Raw genomic sequence first — 20024 nt, forward strand, 5'->3', positions numbered from 1 at the left:
CACCCGGGCGGCGTGTTCCGCCGCGGCGGTCGCGGCGGCCCGGGCCTCGGCGTCGACGATCCTGGTGAGCACCCAGGCGTCCAGATCGGCGCGGATCTCGGTGAGCTCGTCGGTCACCCACCGGCGCGCGCGGTCCCGGGCGGCGAGTCGTCGGCGGGCCCGGACGAGCCACCACGCCGCACCCACGCCCCCGGCGACGGTGACGGGCACCGCCGCCAGGTGCCCGGCAGGCAGGGCGTCGAACGGCAGGGCCGCCAACCGGCCCAGCCCGGCCCCGGCGGAGGCGCCGAGCACCACGGTAAGCCGGTCCTCGATCGTCCCGGTGGTCGGCGACATCGGCGCGGCGGTCCTCCGCGGCACGGTGTCCGATGCGCCCGGCACGGCGTCGCTCTCCCCCAGCCGGGCGACGACGACGGCCGACACCCGGGCATTCAGTGTTCCCACCGCCGCGTCGAGCAGTTCCGGGGCGCGCATCGGGTCGGCGTCCACGGCCTCGCGCACCGCGGCGGCGGTGGACCGCACGCTCGCGGCGACCTCCTGCAGCAGTTCGAGCCGGGCCCGCTGCAGGGCACTGCGGCCGCGACCGCCCGGATCCGCGGGAGCCGCCGCCTGCTGCACGAGCCGGGTGCGCTCGGCGCGTAGCGCTGCGCCGTCGTCCGCGCGCAGGTCGTCGATGGTCTCGGTGATCATCGTGCGGGTCCGGGCGATCTCCGCAGACCGAGCGACGGTCGTGGTGGGCGCGGCCACGGCGGCCCGCAGCATCTCGAGCAGGTCGACGATGCCCGATTCGAGCCGCAGCACGTGCCCGGCGTCGCCTCCCAGCTCCCGGGCGCGAGCCGCGGCGGTCGTGGCGACCGGCACGATCGTCCCGTCGAACCGGCCGGCGTGCCGCCGGAGCAGCGCGACATCGGCGTCGAGAACACGCCGCCACCCCGGGCAGCGGTCGATACCGGTCAGTGCGCACACCACACGCTTGGCCCCCTGGGCGGCGGCCTCGAGCACGTCCAGTTCGGTGCGGCCGACGAACGCGGACGCCTCGAGCACCATGAGCACGACCGGGGCGGATCCCTCGCGCACGAACTGGACGTCCTCTCCCCCGGAGGCCCCACGGAGCTCGCCGAGTTCCGCGACGAGCTCGTCCTCCCCCGAGCCGGGAACCGCCGCGACCCGGACCCGCGGCGCGGGCGGATCGCCGTGCAGGCGCGCCCAGCCCTCGGGATTCCAGCGGCGCAGCACGTCGTCGACGGCCGGCTCCGTCACGGCGCTCGCCCCGGGGCGAGCGTGTCGAGTGCGTCCTCGATCGCGTCCCGGGCCGGCGGAGTCGCGGCGAGCCCCGCGACCGTCGTGGCCAGGACGTCGTCGCGGCGACGACGTGCCCGGTGCAGCCGCGCCGCGATCGCACTTGCGAGGGCGTCGGTGTCGGAGAACAGGAGCACCGGCGTGCGCAACCGTTCGGCGACCGCTCCGATCGCCGCGTCGTCGGCAGGGTCGGTGCCGGTGAGGACCACGATCACGCGCCCGGCCTCGACCCGGTCGATCAGCGCTCGGTCCGCCGGGTGGATCGCGTGCGGCGGGCGGCGGACGGCTGTCACGAGAATCACGACGTCGCCGTCGACGATCGGATCGGCTCGGCCGGGCACGTCCGTCTCGAGGTGTTCGACCGTGTATTCCTCCGGCGCCTCGGGGACGGCGAGTGTCTCGGCGCCGCTGCCGGCGCGCTCGACGATCTGCACGGTCGGCGGACGATCACGCGTGCGCAGAGCAGCATGCAGGGCACGTCCCGCCTCCGCGTCGAGCCGTTCGACGCGGTGGGCGAGCTCGCGCCACGCGTCGTCCGAATTCCCCATCAGAAACATCCCCCCGAATGCCTCCGGCAACAGTGGACGGATTGTCGCAGAGGAGGCGGTGCGCGGCAGCGGTCCTGAGAAAACCCTGTGGTCACACCAGTCCCTCCTGTCACGCACTCCCGAGATACGCGACAATGGGTGCCGTGAACGAAGCCGATCAGCACACGACCGAGACGCCGGAACAGCGCCCGACGCGAGGAAACCGCCTCTACCCGCGGGTGACGAGTTTCCGGTCCCGCCGGGGTTCGCTGACCGATCCGCAGCAGGAATGCTGGGACCGTCGGTGGCCCGAGCTCGGCCGTGACGTCGGCGACGAACTGCTCGACATCGACGGCTGGTTCGGCCGCAGCGCACCCACCGTCCTGGAGATCGGCTCCGGAACCGGGACCGCCGCGGTCGCGATGGCCCAGGACGAGCCCCACGTCAACCTGATCGCGATCGAGGTCTACAAGCCGGGCATCGCCCAGACGCTGCAGCGCATCGAACGCACCTACGACACCGACCGGCCGGTGCACAACCTCCGCATCCTGCGCGGCGACGCCGTCGAGGTGCTCGAGCACATGGTGGCACCGGAATCGCTCACCGGCGTGCGGGTGTTCTTCCCGGACCCGTGGCCCAAGGCCCGACACCACAAGCGCCGTCTGCTGCAGGCCCCGACGTTCGCGCTGATCGCGAGCCGCCTGAAGCCCGGCGGGGTGCTGCACGTGGCCACCGACCACGCCGAATACGCCGTGGCCATCGAAGAGGCCGGAAACTCCGAGCCCCTTCTCACCTCCCTCGACTGGGACTCGCCGATCAGCCACGAACGGCCCGTCACCAAGTTCGAGGACAAGGCTCACCAGGTGGGCAGCGCCATCACCGAGCTGATCTGGGGGAAGATCGGAGCATGAGCCTCGACGAAGATATGTCCGCGACGTCCGATTCGGTGACGGGTGCGGGCGGCAACCCACACCGGCGTGTGCTGCTCGTGTGGGATGCGCCGAACCTCGACATGGGGCTCGGGGCGATTCTCGGCGGCCGGCCCACCGCGGCCTACCGCCCTCGGTTCGACGCCCTCGGCCGCTGGCTGCTCGCCCGCACCGCCGAACTCTCCCGGTCCTCCTCCACGACCCTCGAACCCGAGGCGACGGTGTTCACGAACATCGCGCCGGGCAGCGCCGACGTCGTGCGGCCGTGGGTCGAGGCGCTGCGCAACGTCGGCTTCGCCGTGTTCGCCAAGCCCAAGATCGACGAGGACAGCGACGTCGACTCCGATATGCTGCACCACATCGAGCTGCGGCGCAGCGAGGGCCTCGCCGGTGTGATGGTGGCTTCCGCGGACGGCCAGGCCTTCCGGGAACCTCTCGAGGAACTCGCGAACGCCGGCATCGCGGTACAGGTACTCGGATTCCGCGAACATGCCAGCTGGGCGGTGACTTCCGAGATCCTCGATTTCGTCGATCTCGAGGACATCCCCGGTGTGTTCCGTGAGCCGCTGCCGCGGGTCAGCCTGGACATGCTCCCCGACGAGGGTGCCTGGCTGCAGCCGTTCCGACCGCTTTCCGCCTTGCTCGTCGGACGCAAGAGCGTCGCCGAATAGGAGACTTCACGTGTTCGACCGATGGGGAGAGCTCGTCTTCCGCGCCCGTTTCACGGTGATCGCGGTGATGGTCGCCGCCTTGCTGGGGCTGGCCGGATACGGGCTGAGCCTGAACGATCATCTCAGCCAGAGCGGCTGGGATGATCCCGGCTCGGAGTCGTCGCAGGCCGCACGGCTCGCGGACGGCACCTTCGGTCGCGACACCGCCGGCGACGTCCTGGTGCTGTACACGGCACCCAAGGGCAAGACGGTCGACGATCCCGCCATGGCAGCGAAGGTCAAGGACAGCCTCAACACCCTGGTCGCGAACCATCCCGACGAGATCCTCAAGATCAACGGCGCCTACTGGCCCACGAACGGGGCACCCGCGCTTCCCGCACTCGCCGACGAGTCACGACAGCACGCGGTCGCGTCGATCGCGATCGCCGGTGACGACGACACCGCGCTGACCAACAACTTCCGTGTCATCAAGGACGAGTTCGCGATCGACGGCGTCGACGTGCAACTCGCCGGTCTGCAGCCGATCGCCGGTGCCCTCAACGACACGATGGCCAACGACATCCACCGCATGGAGATCCTCGCGATCCCCGCCGTCGGCATCCTGTTGTTCTTCGTCTTCGGTGGAGTCGTCGCCGCCTCGTTGCCGCTGATCACCGGCGGCCTCACGATCGTCGCCGCGAACGGTGTGGTGCGGTTCATCACCAACTTCGCCGAGGTCAACTCGTTCGTCTCCCCGGTCGTGTCACTCATCGGCCTGGGGCTTGCGATCGACTACGGCCTGTTCATGGTGTCCCGGTTCCGGGAGGAACTCGCCGAAGGATACGAACCGGCCGCAGCCGTCCGGCGCACGGTCGTCACGGCAGGCCGCACCGTCGTGTTCTCCGCGACCATGGTCGTCAGCAGTCTCGGCGGTCTGCTGCTGTTCCCGCAGGCATTCCTCAAGTCCGTCGCCTACGGCGCGATCGCCGCGGTGTCCCTGGCAGCGTTCACGTCGATCACCCTGCTCCCGGCGATCCTGAGCATCCTCGGCAAGCGCATCGACAAGTTCGGTCTCAAGCGTTTCGGCCAGATCCAGTCGAACGAGCAGATCGAGAACAGTCTCATCGGCCGCCTCACCCGCTGGGTGATGCGCAATCCGCTCAAGGTCACGATCCCCACCGTCGTCGGGCTGCTGCTGCTCATCATGCCGCTGACCGGCATCAAGTTCGGCGGCATCAACGAGACCTATCTCCCGCCGGACCACCCCACGCGCGTCGCACAGGAGCAGTTCGACGAACTGTTCCCCGGCCAGCGCGCCGAGCCCGTGCGCATCGTCATCCGCGGCGCCGAGGGCGGCGACCTCAACGAGATCATCAAGACCGCGAGTGCCGCCCCCGGCCTCGTGGAGAAGTTCGCCATCGAAGGCCCCGCCAAGGACGGGGTCCGCGTCATCAAGGCCGGCCTGGTCGACCGCAACGCGTCCGCCGACACGATCGACTACCTGCATTCGGCGTCGTGGCCCGACGGTGTCGAGGTACTCGTCGGCGGAACCCCGGCGATCGAGCAGGACTCGATCGCGGCGCTGCTCGACACCCTGCCGCTGATGGTGACGGTGGTCGTACTGCTGACCACCATCCTGATGTTCCTGGCGTTCGGTTCACTGGTGCTGCCGGTCAAGGCCGCACTCATGAGCGCGCTCGGCCTCGGCGCCACCCTCGGCATCCTCACCTGGATCTTCATCGACGGACACGGCTCCGGGCCGCTCAACTTCACGCCCGGCCCGATCATGTCGCCCGTGCTCGTGCTGATCATCGCGATCATCTACGGCCTGTCCACCGACTACGAGGTGTTCCTGCTCTCCCGGATGGTCGAAGCCCGCTCCCAGGGCGCGAGCACCACCGAGTCGATCCGCATCGGCACCGCACACACCGGTCGCATCATCACCGCCGCCGCGCTGATCCTCATCGTCGTCACCGGTGCGTTCGGATTCTCCGAACTGGTGATGATGAAATACATCGCGTTCGGCATGATCGCCGCGCTGATCCTCGACGCGACCGTCATCCGCATGTTCCTCGTCCCCGCCACCATGAAACTGCTCGGTGACGACTGCTGGTGGGCGCCGGCATGGATGAAGCGCATCCAGGAGAAGATCGGCCTCGCCGAACCCATCCTCGCGGACGAACTGATGCCCGAGGACGTGCCCGAACTCATCACCGTCGGCATGTTCGGACCGGCCACCGTCGCCGCGACCGGGGCACATCGCCTCCCGCCGATGGTTCCCGGCATCGGCCCGTCGGACATGACTCAGCCGCTGCCCAAGATCGCAGCGCCCCGCTCGTCCGCCGAACAGCGCCGCGCACGGGAGTTCCCGCCCGCGCCGCGCCGCCCCTCGCCGTCTCGTGCCGGACGCGTGCCCGTGCCCGCTCCGGAGCGTCGCCCGGACCCGCGCAACGTCGGCCAACCTCCGGCCGCGCACGGACTCGCCAGGCCGCAGCAGTCCAACCAGCCGCAGCCCAACCAGCCGCAGCCCGACCAGCAGTCCGCACCGCTGCAGCGCGGACAGGCGGCGCCGCCACAGCGCGGACAGGCGGCACCGCCGCAGCGCGGACAGGCAGCACCGCCGCAGCGCGACCAAGCGGCACCGCGGCAGGCCCCGCCGGTTCGGAACGACAGCACCGGCCTCGTGCGCAACCCGCAGGCCGCACCGCCGCAGCAGGCACCAGCGGCACCGCCGCAGGTGTCGCAGCCGGTCCGCCGCGACAGCGCTCCCGTGCAACGCAGCGCGCAAGCACCGGTGGAACGATCGATGCGTCCCACTCCCCCGATGCCTCCGCAGCCCCGTCCGGCAGCACCGCTGCCGCAGCGGGCTGCCGCCGAGCCGCTTCCGCAGCGGCCTGTCGCAGAGCCGCTCCCCCAGCGGACCGGGGCCGACCGGCAGCCGCCGCTGCCGCCTCGTGCCGCGCCGGATGCGCGTCCCGCAGGGGATCCGCAGTCGCCGACCGCGGTGCCCCCGTTGCCGCCGACGACCGCGTCGCCGCAGCCCGCCACGGCGCTGCCGCCGGTGACGGCCACGTTCGCCCCGCCGCTGCCGCGTCGTGACGCTCAGGGTTCCGGCCCCGCACAGGACCCGCAGTCCCCGACCGCGATTCCGCCGTTGCCGCGACGTCAGCGCGGGACCGTGCCGCCGCCGTTGCCGCATCCCTTCGTCCGTCCGCAGGTCCCGCCGCAGCCGCCCGCCCGTCCGGCCCCGGCACCGCGCCCGGAAGCGGGCCGGGCTCGCGACCCTCAGGCCATCGAGAACTGGCTGTCCCAGTTGCGGCGTACCGCGCCGGGCGTCGATCAACCGCGTCCCGCGCGCCCGGCGCCGGATCAGGCTCCGGCGCCGCGGGAGCAGGATCCGCGTCTCGGCCGGTATCGCGACCCGGATCCGGAGCGGTCCGGTCCGACGACGGGCCGGCACGGTGACGAGGACAACGCGGGCGGAATCAGCGTCAGCGAGCTGATCGCCCGCCAGCGCCGGACGTAGCTCGGCCCGAGAACTGCACGATCAGCGCAGGAACTGGCACCGCGCGATCAGCGCAGAAACTGGCGCAGCGCGGTGCCGAGAGGATGCCGGACCGTCAGTGCGCTGAAACGCAGCCGGCCGGTGACCACGAGGTGCAGCGGCCCGAACGGCGGACCGGACCGTACCTTCGAGTTCGTGCTCGACGCGACCGGGTCGATGCCGTTGACGTCCGCGGTCGCTTCCGGCGGGACGACGAGCGTGATGGAACCCAGGTAGTCGTTCACCTGGATGTTCACGACCTGGGTCTGCATCACCGCTTCGGTGAAGTCGAGGACCACGGTCGACATCCGCGTGTCGATCTGCAGCGTCGGCGGCACCTCCCAGCGACCCTTGCGTGCGATGTTCGACATGCGGCCGCGGATCACCGGCGCACCCGCAACCGGCGCACCCGCGACCGGCGGCGGCGCCGTCATCGGGGGTTGCGCCGGCGCGTACTGCGCCTGCATCTGCCGAAGGTATTCGGGACGCAGCTGGATGCCCGGCAGGTCGATGAGAACCTGGTTGACGTCGGCACGGGTCTTGGCCGCCAGCACGGTGTCCATCCGTTCGGTGAACTCACCGAGCGAGAGCATGCCCTGACCGACCGCCCGCTGCAGCAATTGACCGACGTGTTCCCGTTCCGCGTCCGAAACGCGCAGATCCCGCGAGTCCATGGCCACCACAGTAGGTGGAAGATCGCGCCTCGTCGCGTGGCCGGAGCCGATACCTGTCGATCCGCAGCAGCTTCGATCGTCATCACTGTGGCGGGCCACATCCGCGCCCGTCGAAATTCACCGAGCCGCAGTGCGCGGACGGACGACTCGGCAGGATCGAGTCGGAGCGATCGGAGAAGAGGCGATTCCCGTGCGATACACGATTCTGATGCACTACTCGGAGGAGACCGGCGAGTCGATCGGTGAGGAGACGATCGCTGCCGGCCGGGAGGCGTTCGCCGCCTACACAGCCGCGTTGGAGCAGGCCGGCGTCCTGATCGGCGCGGAGGTTCTCGCCCCGTCCGAGCTGACGACCACCCTCAGGATGGTCGACGGCGAACTTCGCGTGCAGGACGGGCCGTTCGCCGATACGAAGGAGCAGCTGGGCGGAACCGTCGTCATCGACGTGCCGGACCTCGATGCGGCGATCGAGTGGGCGCGGCAGGCGCCGCCGATCCACTGGGGTGCGGTCGAGGTCCGGCCGGGCGCGACCCACACCGTCGAGGGTGTCTGGACGCCGAACCGATGACGCGGTCCGGGGCGTGGGCCGCGGCCGAGCATGCGGCACGCGCCTCACGCGCCCGGTTGGTTGCGCTGCTCGCGTCGAACTCCGGCGACCTCGCGCTCGCCGAGGACGCCGTGGGGGCGGCATTCGAGCAGGCGCTGGTGGTCTGGCCGGAGCGGGGTGTTCCCGCGAATCCGGACGGCTGGCTGCTCACCGTCGCCCGGAACCGGCAGCGTGACGTGTGGAAGTCCGCCGCGCACCGCACCGCGGCTCCGCTCGAGCAGGTGCCCGACAATGTCGGCTCGGTGGCGACGCTCGACGAGGTCGACCCGGATGCGATCCCGGACCGGCGGCTGGCGCTGTTGTTCGTGTGCGCGCATCCTGCGATCGCCGAGTCCGCGCGTACCCCGCTGATGCTGCAGGCGGTGCTGGGTTTCGATGCGGCACAGGTTGCTTCGGTGTTCGCGGTCTCGTCGTCCGCGATGGCGGGGCGGCTCGTCCGCGCGAAGCGGCGCATCCGCGACGCCCGGATCCCGTTCGTCGTCCCGGACCGCACCGTGATGCCCGAGCGGCTTCCCGCGGTCCTCGAAGCGGTCTACGGATGTTTCACGATCGCCCGCGGCCCCGGGGTGACCCCGATGGCGTCCGAATCGCTTTATCTGGCAACTGTTCTCGCGGAGTCCGTCGACGAACCGGAAGCCTGGGGGCTGGCGTCCCTGATCGCGCTGTCGCTGAGCCGGGCCGGCGCGACCGGCGCCGACTTCGTCCCGCTCGACGAGCAGGACCCGGCGTCGTGGGACGCGGAACTCGCGGAACGGGGCGAGCGCATGCTCCGCCGGGCCTCGGCCGGCGGGCGCATCGGGCGTTTCCAGCTCGAAGCCGCGATGCAGGCGGTCCATGCCGCCCGCCGACACACGGGGGTCACGGATTGGCCTGCGCTCGATACACTTTCGCGGGCGCTGGTGCACACGGCGCCGACCCTGGGGTCGCGGGTCGCACGCGCCGCGATCGCCGACCGCGTCGACGGCCCGGAGGCGGGCCTCGACGTACTCGACGCGGTCGCCCGCGATCACCCCGCCGCAACCTCGTATCAGCCGTTCCACGCGGTGCGCGCCGACCTGCTCGCGCGCGCGGGCCGGACCGCCGACGCCCGCGCGGCGTTCGACCGCGCGGCGGAACTCGCGACCGACGACGCGGTCCGCGCCTGGCTGCGGAACCGGTCGCCGTGACCTATTCCAGACCCTGCTCGATGGCGTAGCGGGTCAGTTCGACCCGATTGGCGAGCTGCAGCTTCCGTAAGGTCGCCTGGACGTGGTTCTCCACCGTCCGATGGCTGAGGGTGAGCTTCGCGGCGATCTGCTTGGCGGACAGTCCTTTCGCGACGAACCGGAGCACCTCGGTCTCCCGATCGGTGAGCGTCGGCGGTGCGGGCGAGCGCCGGTCCACGGTCGCCGACATCCGCCGGTATTCGCCGAGCACGAGGCCGGCCAGGCCGGGCGTGAACACCGCCTGACCGGCCGCGGTGGCCGCGACCGCCTCCACCAGTTCGGCCGCCGACGCGCTCTTGACGAGATACCCCGACGCACCGGCCTTCACCGCGCCGAGCACGTCGTCGCGTTCGGACGACGCGGACAGCACCAGCACCCGGGTCCCCGGGGAGGCACGCAGAACTGCGACGGTCGCGTCGGTGCCGCTGCCGTCGGGCAGTGACATGTCCATGAGCACGACGTCCGGGCGCACCGCCGCCGCGCGCCGTCCCGCCGACCCGACGCTGTCGGCAGCGGCGACGACGCGGAAGCCGGCGGCGTCGAGGTCGCGGGAGACGGCGTCGCGCCAGATGGGGTGGTCGTCGACGACCATCACCGTGACGGGTTCCGAAGTGTGGTCACGCACGGGGCGCCTCCCGCGGTACTCGAATCTCCCATTCGGTGCCCTCGCCGGGAGCGCTGTCGAGGACCGCGACACCGCCCAGCCATTCGGCGCGCCCGACGATCGACTTGGACACGCCCATCCGGCCCTGCGCCTCCGCCTCGGCGAGCCGCCCGTCGGGGATGCCGCTGCCGTCGTCGCGGATGCTGAGGATCACCTCGTCGCCGAGGTCCTCGAGCAGGACGTAGGCCTTGGCACCGGGACCGGCGTGCAGCGCGGTGTTGTCCAGGGCCGTGGCCGCGGCGGCGGCGAGTTCGGTGGCGCGACCCCGCTCGAGCAGGACGGGATCGGCCGGGGCGGCGACCGTCACGTTCGTTCCGGCCCGGGCGCGCAGCAGCGCGCGCAGATCCACCTGTTCCTCGCCGCGGTCGACCCGGGTGCCCTGTTCGGAGATGAGCATCCGCAGCGCGGCTTCCTGCTCGCCGGCCAGACGGGCCAGCTCGGCTGCCGGTCCCCCGAGTTCGTTCCCGCGCCGCTGGACGAGGGCCAGCACCTGCAGCACCCCGTCGTGCACCTGCCGGGCGAGCCGGTCGCGTTCCTCGGCAGCGGCGGCCATCCGCACCGCCTGTGCGAGCTGCCGGTGGGCGTGGCGCGCGGTCACGGTCGCGAAGCCCATCGCGACGCCGACGGCGACGAGCACGGGGGCGGTCGCGTCCCGCCACAGGTCGAGGTTGATCTGGTCGCGCACGACAGCGCTGACGGTGGCCATCACGAGGGCCGAGCACGTCCCGGCGACCGGGCCGCCGAGCACCGCGGCGGACAGCACCGCATTGGCGACCCACAGCGTGGTCGGCATCGTCTGGTGGTTGCTGTACCAGTCGTGGTCGGCGACCAGCCGGGTCGCACCCATGAGGGCGATCGCGACGATCTGGTCGAGTGCGACGACCTTCCACCGTTGCGTTCCGCGCGACAGCAGGACCGCCGAGAGCACCGACCACGCCGCGAGGAGGGCGATGAAGAACCAGCCCAGGCCGGGCCGGGTGTAGTGCGGGACGGTCGAGATGTGGGAGCTGACCGCGTAGGCGAGGGTGACGAGGCGGAACACCTGCGAAGCTCGCCACAGCGGCGCATCCGGATCGGCATCGTGCCGTCCTCGTGCGGTTCCTCCCATTGCCGACGTTCCCCCGATTCGTGTCGATCGGGGAGATCGTAGGGTTCGGTGACGCGTTTTATGGACCACGCCGTGCTGTGACGGTCGTTACAGTGGTTTGATTTGAAGTCGTGTTGAGGTCATATCGGGCTGTCGCGACTACTCTGCGTAGTCGCTGGCCCCTCTATATGGTCTCGATGGGTGCGTCCAACCTGTTCGGCGCCCTGCTGGTCTTCGCGTTCGTCCGCTACGGCATCCCGATCTCGGAATCGGAGAACATCATCGCGGACCGGGTCCGCAACTTCGCGGTGTTCGCCGTGTACCTCGCGTTCGCCGGTGTCGTCAGTCTCACGGCCGCGGCGGTGATGCTGCGGTCGGTGGTCCGGTGGCAGTTGCGCGGGGGCCCGCCGACGCGATCGGAACAGATGGCGGCGCTGCACGCACCGCTGCGGCAGGCCATCGTGCATCTCGGGCTGTGGATTCTCGGCGGCGTGTTGTTCGTGTTCCTCACCGCGGAGGAGATGCCGTCGCTGGCCGCGGCGGTGGCGATCACCGTGGCGATGGCCGCGACGAGCACCTTCGGCTTCACCTACATGCTCGGCGAGCGGATCCTGCGGCCGGTGGCGGCCCAGGCACTCAGCGAGGGCCGGTTCGACCGGACCATGGCGCCGGGGGTCGGCACCCGGCTGGCGATGACGTGGGGGCTGGGCACCCTGATGCCGGTGGCCGGCATCGTGCTGTTGTGCGTCACGCAGCTCACGTCGGACATGGAATTCTCGTCCGATTCGCTGTCGTGGGCGATTCTCGCGCTGTCGATCATGGCGATCGGGCTGGCGCTGGTCCTGTCGATGCTCACCTCGGCGCAGATCTCCGATCCGGTCAAACAGCTGCGCTGGGCGATCGAGCGGGTGCAGCGCGGCGCGACCGGTGTGCAGGTCGAGGTGTTCGACGGCAGCGAGATGGGTCGCCTGCAGGTCGGCTTCAACCGGATGATGGCCGAGTCCGACGAGCGGCGGCGGCTGCGTGAACTGTTCGGTCAGCACGTCGGCGAGGACGTCGCGCGCCGCGCGCTGCAGTACGGCACCGAACTGGGCGGCGAGACCCGGTACGTGGCGGTGCTGTTCGTCGACATGGTCGGCTCCACGGCGACCGCCGCGGAACGGCCGCCGAACGAGGTCGTGGACCTGCTCAACGAGTTCTTCCGGGTCGTGGTCGACGTCGTCGACCGGCATCACGGGTTCGTCAACAAGTTCATGGGTGATGCGGCGCTGGCGATCTTCGGGGCACCGCTGGACCGCCCGGATGCACCCACCGCGGCGCTGGCCGCGGCACGGGAACTGCGGTTCGCGCTCGACGAGATCACCGGCCTCGACATCGGTATCGGGGTGTCGGCGGGGCTCGCGGTGGCCGGCAACATCGGCGCGGCCGAGCGGTTCGAGTACACGGTGATCGGTGATCCGGTGAACGAGGCGTCGCGCCTGACCGAGCTCGCGAAGATGCGTCCGAGCCGGGTGCTGGCGTCGTCGAGCGCGTTGTACTTCGCCGACGACGAGGAGCGCGCGCAGTGGGAGCTGGGCGACGAGGTGCAGCTGCGGGGTCGCCGACGGCTGACCCACCTGGCCTCGCCGATCAAATATCCCGAGTGAAGTGAGGCCGGTCGCATCGGGGCGTTGGCTACGCTGATCCGCGTGGCGCCGCCTCGCGATGAACCACCCCGTCCCGGCGCAGCGCCGCGTCGGGGCGCCTTCGCATGGGTGAAATGGCTGCTCGGCGTCGCACTCGTGGTGCTGCTGACCGTCGAAGGTGTCTACCTGTGGCCGTCGCTGAGCGATTCCTGGCGGGCCCTGACGGAGTTGCACTGGGGCTGGTTCGCGGCGTGTATCGCGGCCCAGGCCGCGGCGCTGAGCGGCTTCGCCGGTGTCCAGCAACGCCTGCTTCGTGCCGGCGGGGTCACCGTCGGGCACTTCCGGTCGGCGTCGGTGGTCTACGCGAGCACGGCGATGTCGGTGACCTTGCCCGCTGGGCCGGTGTTCTCCACGGCCTTCACGTACAAGGAGACGCGCCGCTGGGGTGCGACGCCGGTCGTCGCGTCCTGGCAGCTGGCGGTGTCCGGGGTGATCGCGACGGCGACCCTCGCCGCGGTGGGGGTGGCCGGGGCGCTGGCGGTCGGGTCGCGGGTCAGCCCGGTCACGCTGGTGCTGGCCGTCGCCGGGGTGTTCGCCCTCTTCTTCGGGTTGCGTCACGTCGCGAGGAATCCGTCGTCGATCGAGGCGCTGGGTCTGTGGGTGATCCACCGCGTCAACCGGCTGACGAAGAAGCCCGCCGAGACCGGTGTCGAGTCGTTCGAGCGGATCCTGGGCCAGCTCGAGTCGGTGGACCTGGGCCGGCGGGATGCCCTGACGGCGCTGGGCTGGTCCGGCGTGCACCGGGTGTTCGACGTCGCGTGCCTGGGTCTCGCGTGCTGGACGGTCGGTGGGGATCCGTCGCTGCCGGGGTTGCTGATCGCGTTCACCGCGGCCAAGGCGGTGGCGAGTGTGCCGCTGGCGCCGGGCGGGCTCGGTTTCGTCGACGGCACGTTGATCGCGACGCTGACGGCGGCGGGGATGAGTGCGTCGCAGTCGCTGGCGGCGGTGTTCGTGTATCGCGTGGTCAGCTTCGTGATCGTCGCGGTCGTGGGTTGGATCGTGATCGCGGTGCTGTATCGGTCGCATCGCATCGACGAGGCCGAGCTGGATCTGGAACGGGAGCACCAGGCCCGGTCGCTGTTCACGCGCCGGCACGCTTCCCCTCCCCCGGCCGAGGTCGATCCCGGCCCGGATCCCGACCGCGTTCGATAGTGATCCGCATCACACAATAGTTGCGCAATCAACCATCTGGTGCCATGGTGGAACACATCGGAAGTTGAATCTTTGATCAGTACGAGGAGTTGCCATGACCACCGCCACCACCGCGACGTTCCCGGGCCTGACCGCCGGCACCTGGGCCATCGACCCCGTCCACTCGACCGTCGGCTTCACCGTCCGCCACCTCGTGGTCAGCAAGGTTCGCGGTAACTTCACGAACTTCTCCGGCGCCGTGGCCGTCGCCGAGGACGGCACCGCCGCCGTGTCCGCCGAGATCGCCGTCGACTCGATCGACACCCGGAACAGTGACCGCGACGCGCACCTGAAGTCCGCCGACTTCTTCGAGGCCGAGAAGTTCCCCACCGCGACATTCACCTCCACCGGCATCCGCAGCACCGGCAAGGGCTACGTCGTCGACGGAGAGTTCACCCTCCGCGGCGTCACCAAGCCCGTCGAGCTCGAACTCGAGTTCAACGGCGTCAACCCGGGCATGGGCAACGGCCCGGTCGCCGGCTTCGAAGCCACCACCGTCATCAACCGCAAGGACTTCGGCATCAGCATCGACATGCCGCTCGAGGGTGGCGGCGCCGTCGTCGGCGACAAGATCACCATCAACCTCGAGATCGAGGCGGCTCTCCAGGCCTGACCCACCTCTCCCGAACGAGCGCCCTCCGTCCCCGGAGGGCGCTCGTTCCCGTCCGGGGCCGACGGATGCGCATCCGCACCGCCGACCTACCCTTGAACCCGTGAGAAAGTACGCGCCGGCGCTGGTGATCGATATCGTCCTCGTAGTCGTCTTCGCCGCTCTCGGGCGCTCGAGCCACGACGAAACCCTCGACATTCCGGGTATCGCGACCACCGCGTGGCCGTTCCTCGCCGGATTGACCGTCGGCTGGTTCGCGACCGCGGGGCTCTACCGCGACAAGTTCGACGCCCGCGCCGCCGTCCCGACCGGGATCCTCGTGTGGCTGTGCACCCTCGTCGTCGGCATGCTGCTGCGCGCGGTGACCGGGCAGGGCACGGCGACCGCGTTCATCGTGGTCGCGACCATCTTCCTCGGGTTGTTCCTGGTCGGCTGGCGTGTGATCGCCCGCGTGTGGGACCGTCGCCGCGACGTCGCGTCCCGGTGACGCCGACGCGCTGACCCTCGAAATATCCCCGCGGGTGTGTGCCCGGTGGGAAAGTGACTTTCATGAGTGACACCGCGGCACGTCCGGATTCGCAGTCGGACCACCGGTTCTTCGGCCAGCCGCTCGCGCTGGCCAACCTGTTCGGTGTCGAGATGTGGGAACGCTTCTCCTTCTACGGCATGCAGGGAATCCTGATCTACTACCTGTACTACTCGGCCGAAGAGGGCGGGCTGGGGATCAGCAAGGCGGCCGCGACGTCGATCGTCGGCGCCTACGGCGGCACCGTCTACCTGTCGACGATCCTCGGCGCCTGGATCGCCGACCGGCTGCTCGGCTCCGAACGAACCCTGTTCTACAGCGCCGTGATGATCATGTGCGGCCACATCGCGCTGGCGCTCATCCCCGGGCTCGCCGGGGTCGGGGTGGGTCTCGTGCTCGTCGCGGTCGGCAGCGGCGGCCTCAAGGCGAACGCGACGTCGCTGGTCGGCGACCTCTACGACGAACACGACGAACGCCGCGACGCGGGCTTCTCGATCTTCTACATGGGCATCAACCTCGGTGCCCTCGTCGGTCCGCTGCTCACCGGCTGGGTGCAGACCAACATGGGCTTCCACTACGGCTTCGGGCTCGCCGCGATCGGCATGGCCATCGGCCTGATCCAGTACTCGATCGGCCGCAAGCGGCTCGCCGGCATCGGCGCGACGCCTCCGCATCCGCTCCCGGACACGCTGCGCATGCGCGTCGCGGCCATCGCGGCCCTCGCGGTGGTGATCATCGCCGTGGCCTCGCTGACCGGCCTGATCACCAGCGACAACATGTCGGACATCGTCGTGACACTGACGATCGTCGCGGCGGTCGTCTACTTCGTGATCATCCTGTCGAGCCGGGCGATCACACCGGTCGAGCGCAAACGCGTCATCTCGTTCATCCCGATGTTCCTGGCGAGCGCCGCGTTCTGGTCGCTGTTCCAGCAGCAGTTCACGATGGTCGCGGTGTACTCGGACACGCGGCTGGACCGGAACCTGTTCGGCTGGGACTTCCCACCGTCCTGGGTGCAGTCCATCAACCCGGTGTTCATCATCATCTTCGCGGGTGTCTTCGCCGCCGCGTGGACGAAGCTCGGACCGAGGCAGCCCTCGTCGCCGATGAAGTTCTCGATCGGCACGATCATCATGGGCATCGCGTTCCTGTGCTTCATCCCGATGTCCGGTGGCGGGCCGAACAGCGCGCCGCTGCTCGGCCTGGCGGGCATCCTGCTGCTGTTCACGTTCGCCGAACTGTTCCTGTCCCCGGTGGGCCTGTCGCTGTCGACGAAGCTGGCTCCGCAGAACTTCCACACCCAGATGGTGGCGTTGTTCTTCCTGTCGGTGGCCCTGGGCACGGCGATGGCCGGCACCCTCGCCAAGTACTACGACGAGAACAACGAGGTGCCCTACTACCTGTGGATCGGCGGGGCGTCGATCGGTGTGGGCATCGTGCTGATGGCGATCTCGCCGTGGATCCGCAAGATGATGCAGGGCGTGCACTGAACCCAGCCCCGCATTGCGGCCGTGCCCCTGCGGCTACCGCAGGGCGAGCCACGCGGCGAGCCCGAAACCGGCGATCGCCACACCGACCCGCAGCACGCCCGGCGGGATGCGCTTGACGACCGGCGGGCCGCACCAGCCGCCCGCGACGGTCCCGATCGCCATCGCGACGGCCGCGGGCCAGTGCACCGGACCGAACGCGGCGAAGCCGATCGCGGCGACCAGGTTCGCGACGCCGAGCAGGTAACTCTTGAGGATGCTCGCCCGCCAGATCGTCTCCGACGAACACACGAGGATGAGCGCCAGGAAGATCACGCCGGCGCCGGCACCGAAGTATCCGCCGTACACGGCGACGAGGAACACCGCCGTCGAGAACGTGCGCGGCAGGTCGCGGCCCCCGGCGAACGCGCGGATCCGGGGCTGGAACAGCAACGCGAGCGCGGCGAGCGCCACCAGATACGGGACGATCGCCTCGAACGACCCTTCCGGCGCCGCGAGCAGCACGATCGCACCGACCACGCCGCCGACCGCCGCGTAGGCGGTCCATCGCCACACCCGCGGTCCGGTGTCGACGACCTCGCGCGCCGAGTTCGACAACGCGCCGACTCCGACACCGACCATCGCGACCGTGTTGGTGACGTTCGCCGCGACCGGCGACAGGCCGACCGCGAGGAGCGCGGGATAGGACACGATCGAGGCGAGTCCGGTGACGAAGCCGATGAGCCCGGCGAAGAAGCCCGCAACGACGAGCAGCAGCAGGTCGAAGAGGGTCACGACGGACAAACGTACCGGGGTCCGCTTTCACCCGCGAACGCTGGGGCCGTTTCCGGTCAGAACGCCTCGGTGGGCTTCCCGAGTTCGCGCAGGAACATGTCGGCCATCTTGATCGCGCGGTCGCCGCCGTCGGCGTTCGCGACGAACACCGCGAACGCCATGTCGCCGCTCACCCCGTAGAACCAGCGGTCGTCGCCGTTGTCCCCCGCGATGCCCGTCAGGCCCGCATGTCCCTTGAGGAACGACGCCGGTCCGTTCTGGACGTTGTCGACCATCATCGCGCGCAAGGCGTCGATCGTCTCGGCCGGCAGCGGCTCGGCCGGGTCCGCGACGGTCGCCGGCTGCCCCTGCACGATCATCGGCATCGCCGCATCGCCGCGCGCGACCGACGCCGCGAGCATCGCGGCCCCCAGCGGGCTGAGCAGTGCTTCGCTGTCGGACGGGGAACCCGTGAACTGCACGACGCCGCTGCGGTTCTGCCCGAACTGCGCGGTCTCGAATTCGAAACCGGGCACGGAGTAGTCGAGACCGAGACCGAGGCTGCGTGCGACGTCGCCGAGTTCGGCGGTGCTGACCTGCGACGGGTCCTTCCCCAGCGCCATACCCGCCGCGACACGGACCGGGTCCATCGCCGACCCCGCCGGGTACAGCCCGCGGGTCGCGACGGCCCCGAGTTCCATCGCCTGGTTGTTCACGTCGACTGCGAGGATGCCGCCGGTGGACGGCTGGATCGCGACGATCGCGGCGGGTGTTCCGACGCTGACGACGGCCTCCTTCGCGGCGAGCTGCACGTGCGAGTCGAGGGTCGAGACGAGATCCGGCGGTGGCGGACCCTGGAATCCGGCGACCTGGATGGGGCCGGCCTGCGGATCCTCGAGGGTCACGGCCCAGCCGGCGGTGCGGTCGCGCTCGAGCTGCCACGCGCTGCGCAACGAGTCGAGCAGCGGGCTCGAGATCCGGCGATCGGCGCTGATGAGCGTCGGGGTCTTCACCACTTCGACGCCGGGAATGGAAACGATGTCGTCCTCGAGGAACTGGTAGTCCTGGTCGCGCAGCTTGACGGCGGCGATCCGCTCACCGGGCTGTTCCGCGAGGCGCTGTTGCATCGACTCGGCCGTGATGACCGGTGCGACCGGCTCGAGGACGTCACCGAGCATCGTGGTCGTCAGCACCGGATCGGGCATCTTCGCGGGATCGAGCACGACCGTGTTGATCGTCTGCTCGGCCATCAGCAACTGCCCGTTGCGATCGAAGATCTTCGGGGGTGCCGCGTCGGTGCGTACGTGGTGCACGGTGCGTCCGCCGCCGAGATCGGGTACGACGACGTCGGGGCTCCACGACACGCGCCAGCCGACGGCGAGCTTCTTGACGGAACCGTCGACCTGATAGGACCAGTCCTTGTCCGGTCCGAAGTTCCAGTTCCCCTCGAGCGTGAAGTAACCGGACTCGCCGGAAAGCTCGACCAGCTGGGTGATCTCGTACTCGACCGTGCCGTCGGACAGTCCGTCGAACATCTGGGTCAGCGTCGCGGACGCCGCGTTCGGGTAGGACGTCAGAGCTGCGGCGCCCTCGGCGTCACGTTCGTTCAATTCGGCTACGAAATCGTCGACGAGGCGCTCCACATCGCTGCGTGAGTCGGCGATCGTGAACGCCACGATGCCGGCCGTCACACAGATCACGATCGCGGAGATGAGGGCGACCACTCGCACTCGTCGCCGTTCCCGAGAACCCATAAAGATCAACCTTCACTTCAGTCACTTGAGCCTCAAGCACAGCTTGCCTACGATGCTGTCACAGTTGGACTACGAGGTCCGAATCACCTCCTGAGCATGCGCCCGGCCACGTCCAGCGCAGGAGCCGAACTCCCTGCTCCCGCAACGAAAACCGCGAACGCGAGATCGTTCTGCGCTCCGATGAACCATCCGTGCGCCTCGTTCGTGCCACCGTACTCTGCGGTCCCCGTTTTGCCGATCAGTTCCGGAATGTCGTTCAAAACGGTTGCGGTCCCGTCGGTCACGGTCTCGCGCATCATAGTTCGTAACGCCGCGGTCACCGGTGCAGGCGCGGCGTCCACGGTCCGATCCGCGGTCGCCGGCTCGTCCTGCACGATCATCGGAAGCGGGGTCGACCCGCGCACGATCGACGCCGCAACCATCGCCATCCCGAACGGCGACGCGGTCACCGCGCCCTGGCCGATCGCCGACTCGACGCGCTGCGCCGCCGAATCCGCGACCGGGACGCTTCCGGTCACGGTCACCAACCCCGGTGTCACATAGTCGATGCCGAGTCCGAACCGGGCCGCGGCGTCGGTCAGCGCATCCGGCGGCAGATTCACCGCCAACTGGGCCATCGTCGTGTTGCAGGAACGCGCGAACGCCGTGTGCAGGGGCACCGACCCGAGATCGAAACTGTCGTCGTTCGGTATCGTGCGATCCTCGATCGTCGCGACACCCGGGCACGGCAGCACCGTGTCCGGCGCCGCCGCCCCCGCCTGCAACGCCGCGGACGTCGTCACCGTTTTGAACGTCGACCCCGGCGGGTAGAGACCGGTCAGCGCGACCGGGC

General features: G+C 70.0%; 18 protein-coding genes. 10 read left to right on the top strand and 8 right to left on the bottom strand.

What is annotated here, in order from left to right:
• Positions 1 to 1260 (bottom strand): hypothetical protein (locus tag I0Q12_RS18845; protein WP_197253462.1); only part of this gene is annotated, 1260 nt, incomplete at its 3' end.
• A complete protein-coding gene (locus I0Q12_RS18850; RefSeq protein WP_197253464.1) occupies positions 1257 to 1847 on the bottom strand; it encodes a hypothetical protein in 591 nt (196 codons plus the stop codon). The genes I0Q12_RS18850 and I0Q12_RS18845, both read right to left, overlap by 4 nt.
• Positions 1848 to 1990: 143 nt before the next feature.
• Between I0Q12_RS18850 and trmB the strand changes: the two genes are divergently transcribed.
• From trmB to I0Q12_RS18865, 3 genes are read left to right on the top strand one after another with little or no spacing between them, the layout of a single operon-like run.
• Entirely contained in the window at positions 1991 to 2737 is a 747-nt protein-coding gene (gene trmB, locus I0Q12_RS18855) for a tRNA (guanosine(46)-N7)-methyltransferase TrmB (protein WP_374068728.1), read from the top strand.
• Complete coding sequence (locus tag I0Q12_RS18860; RefSeq protein ID WP_197253469.1) at positions 2734 to 3426, top strand: NYN domain-containing protein; 693 nt, start codon at positions 2734 to 2736, stop codon at positions 3424 to 3426. Before trmB ends, I0Q12_RS18860 begins: the two co-directional genes overlap by 4 nt.
• 10 nt (positions 3427 to 3436) lie before the next feature.
• Positions 3437 to 6931, top strand: coding sequence for an MMPL family transporter (locus I0Q12_RS18865; RefSeq protein ID WP_197253470.1), 3495 nt, complete (start codon positions 3437 to 3439; stop codon positions 6929 to 6931).
• A 47-nt stretch (positions 6932 to 6978) separates the two neighbouring features.
• On the opposite strand, the gene I0Q12_RS18870 is transcribed toward I0Q12_RS18865, so the two are convergent.
• On the bottom strand, positions 6979 to 7623 hold the full coding sequence (locus tag I0Q12_RS18870; RefSeq protein ID WP_197253472.1) for a DUF1707 domain-containing protein: 645 nt from the start codon (positions 7621 to 7623) through the stop codon (positions 6979 to 6981).
• A 190-nt stretch (positions 7624 to 7813) separates the two neighbouring features.
• On the opposite strand from I0Q12_RS18870, the gene I0Q12_RS18875 reads away from it, so the two are divergent.
• The gene (locus I0Q12_RS18875) at positions 7814 to 8191 is read left to right on the top strand and encodes a YciI family protein (RefSeq protein WP_197253474.1); all 378 of its coding nucleotides are present in this window, start codon (positions 7814 to 7816) and stop codon (positions 8189 to 8191) included.
• On the top strand, positions 8188 to 9396 hold the full coding sequence (locus I0Q12_RS18880; RefSeq protein ID WP_197253476.1) for an RNA polymerase sigma factor: 1209 nt from the start codon (positions 8188 to 8190) through the stop codon (positions 9394 to 9396). The genes I0Q12_RS18875 and I0Q12_RS18880 overlap by 4 nt, the downstream gene beginning before the upstream one ends.
• 1 nt (position 9397) lies before the next feature.
• Here I0Q12_RS18880 and I0Q12_RS18885 read toward each other — a convergent pair whose 3' ends face one another.
• Both I0Q12_RS18885 and macS read right to left on the bottom strand, forming a co-directional pair.
• Positions 9398 to 10027, bottom strand: coding sequence for a response regulator transcription factor (locus I0Q12_RS18885; protein ID WP_197253538.1), 630 nt, complete (start codon positions 10025 to 10027; stop codon positions 9398 to 9400).
• A gap of 25 nt (positions 10028 to 10052) precedes the next feature.
• Entirely contained in the window at positions 10053 to 11207 is a 1155-nt protein-coding gene (gene macS, locus I0Q12_RS18890) for a MacS family sensor histidine kinase (RefSeq protein WP_197253478.1), read from the bottom strand.
• Between the two features lie 167 nt (positions 11208 to 11374).
• Between macS and I0Q12_RS18895 the strand changes: the two genes are divergently transcribed.
• From I0Q12_RS18895 to I0Q12_RS18915, 5 genes are all read left to right on the top strand, one after another.
• On the top strand, positions 11375 to 12832 hold the full coding sequence (locus I0Q12_RS18895; RefSeq protein WP_197253480.1) for an adenylate/guanylate cyclase domain-containing protein: 1458 nt from the start codon (positions 11375 to 11377) through the stop codon (positions 12830 to 12832).
• A 42-nt stretch (positions 12833 to 12874) separates the two neighbouring features.
• The gene (locus tag I0Q12_RS18900; RefSeq protein WP_374068729.1) at positions 12875 to 14023 is read left to right on the top strand and encodes a YbhN family protein; all 1149 of its coding nucleotides are present in this window, start codon (positions 12875 to 12877) and stop codon (positions 14021 to 14023) included.
• Positions 14024 to 14117: 94 nt separating this feature from the next.
• On the top strand, positions 14118 to 14675 hold the full coding sequence (locus I0Q12_RS18905; RefSeq protein ID WP_197253482.1) for a YceI family protein: 558 nt from the start codon (positions 14118 to 14120) through the stop codon (positions 14673 to 14675).
• A gap of 100 nt (positions 14676 to 14775) precedes the next feature.
• Positions 14776 to 15159: a DUF3054 domain-containing protein gene (locus I0Q12_RS18910; RefSeq protein WP_197253484.1), complete on the top strand. Its 384-nt coding sequence runs from the start codon at positions 14776 to 14778 to the stop codon at positions 15157 to 15159.
• A gap of 62 nt (positions 15160 to 15221) precedes the next feature.
• Positions 15222 to 16688: a peptide MFS transporter gene (locus I0Q12_RS18915; RefSeq protein WP_197253486.1), complete on the top strand. Its 1467-nt coding sequence runs from the start codon at positions 15222 to 15224 to the stop codon at positions 16686 to 16688.
• Positions 16689 to 16721: 33 nt separating this feature from the next.
• Here I0Q12_RS18915 and I0Q12_RS18920 read toward each other — a convergent pair whose 3' ends face one another.
• From I0Q12_RS18920 to I0Q12_RS33255, 3 genes are all read right to left on the bottom strand, one after another.
• Positions 16722 to 17459 carry a sulfite exporter TauE/SafE family protein gene (locus tag I0Q12_RS18920; RefSeq protein ID WP_197253488.1) on the bottom strand — a complete coding sequence of 246 codons (738 nt, stop codon included), beginning with the start codon at positions 17457 to 17459 and terminating at the stop codon, positions 16722 to 16724.
• A 56-nt stretch (positions 17460 to 17515) separates the two neighbouring features.
• Complete coding sequence (locus I0Q12_RS18925; protein ID WP_197253490.1) at positions 17516 to 19192, bottom strand: NTF2-like N-terminal transpeptidase domain-containing protein; 1677 nt, start codon at positions 19190 to 19192, stop codon at positions 17516 to 17518.
• Between the two features lie 83 nt (positions 19193 to 19275).
• Positions 19276 to 20024: penicillin-binding transpeptidase domain-containing protein (locus tag I0Q12_RS33255; protein WP_269437643.1), on the bottom strand; the 749-nt coding region annotated here is incomplete at its 5' end.

Source organism: Rhodococcus sp. CX, assembly GCF_015865005.1.
In the GTDB taxonomy this organism is placed as follows: Bacteria; Actinomycetota; Actinomycetes; order Mycobacteriales; family Mycobacteriaceae; genus Rhodococcus.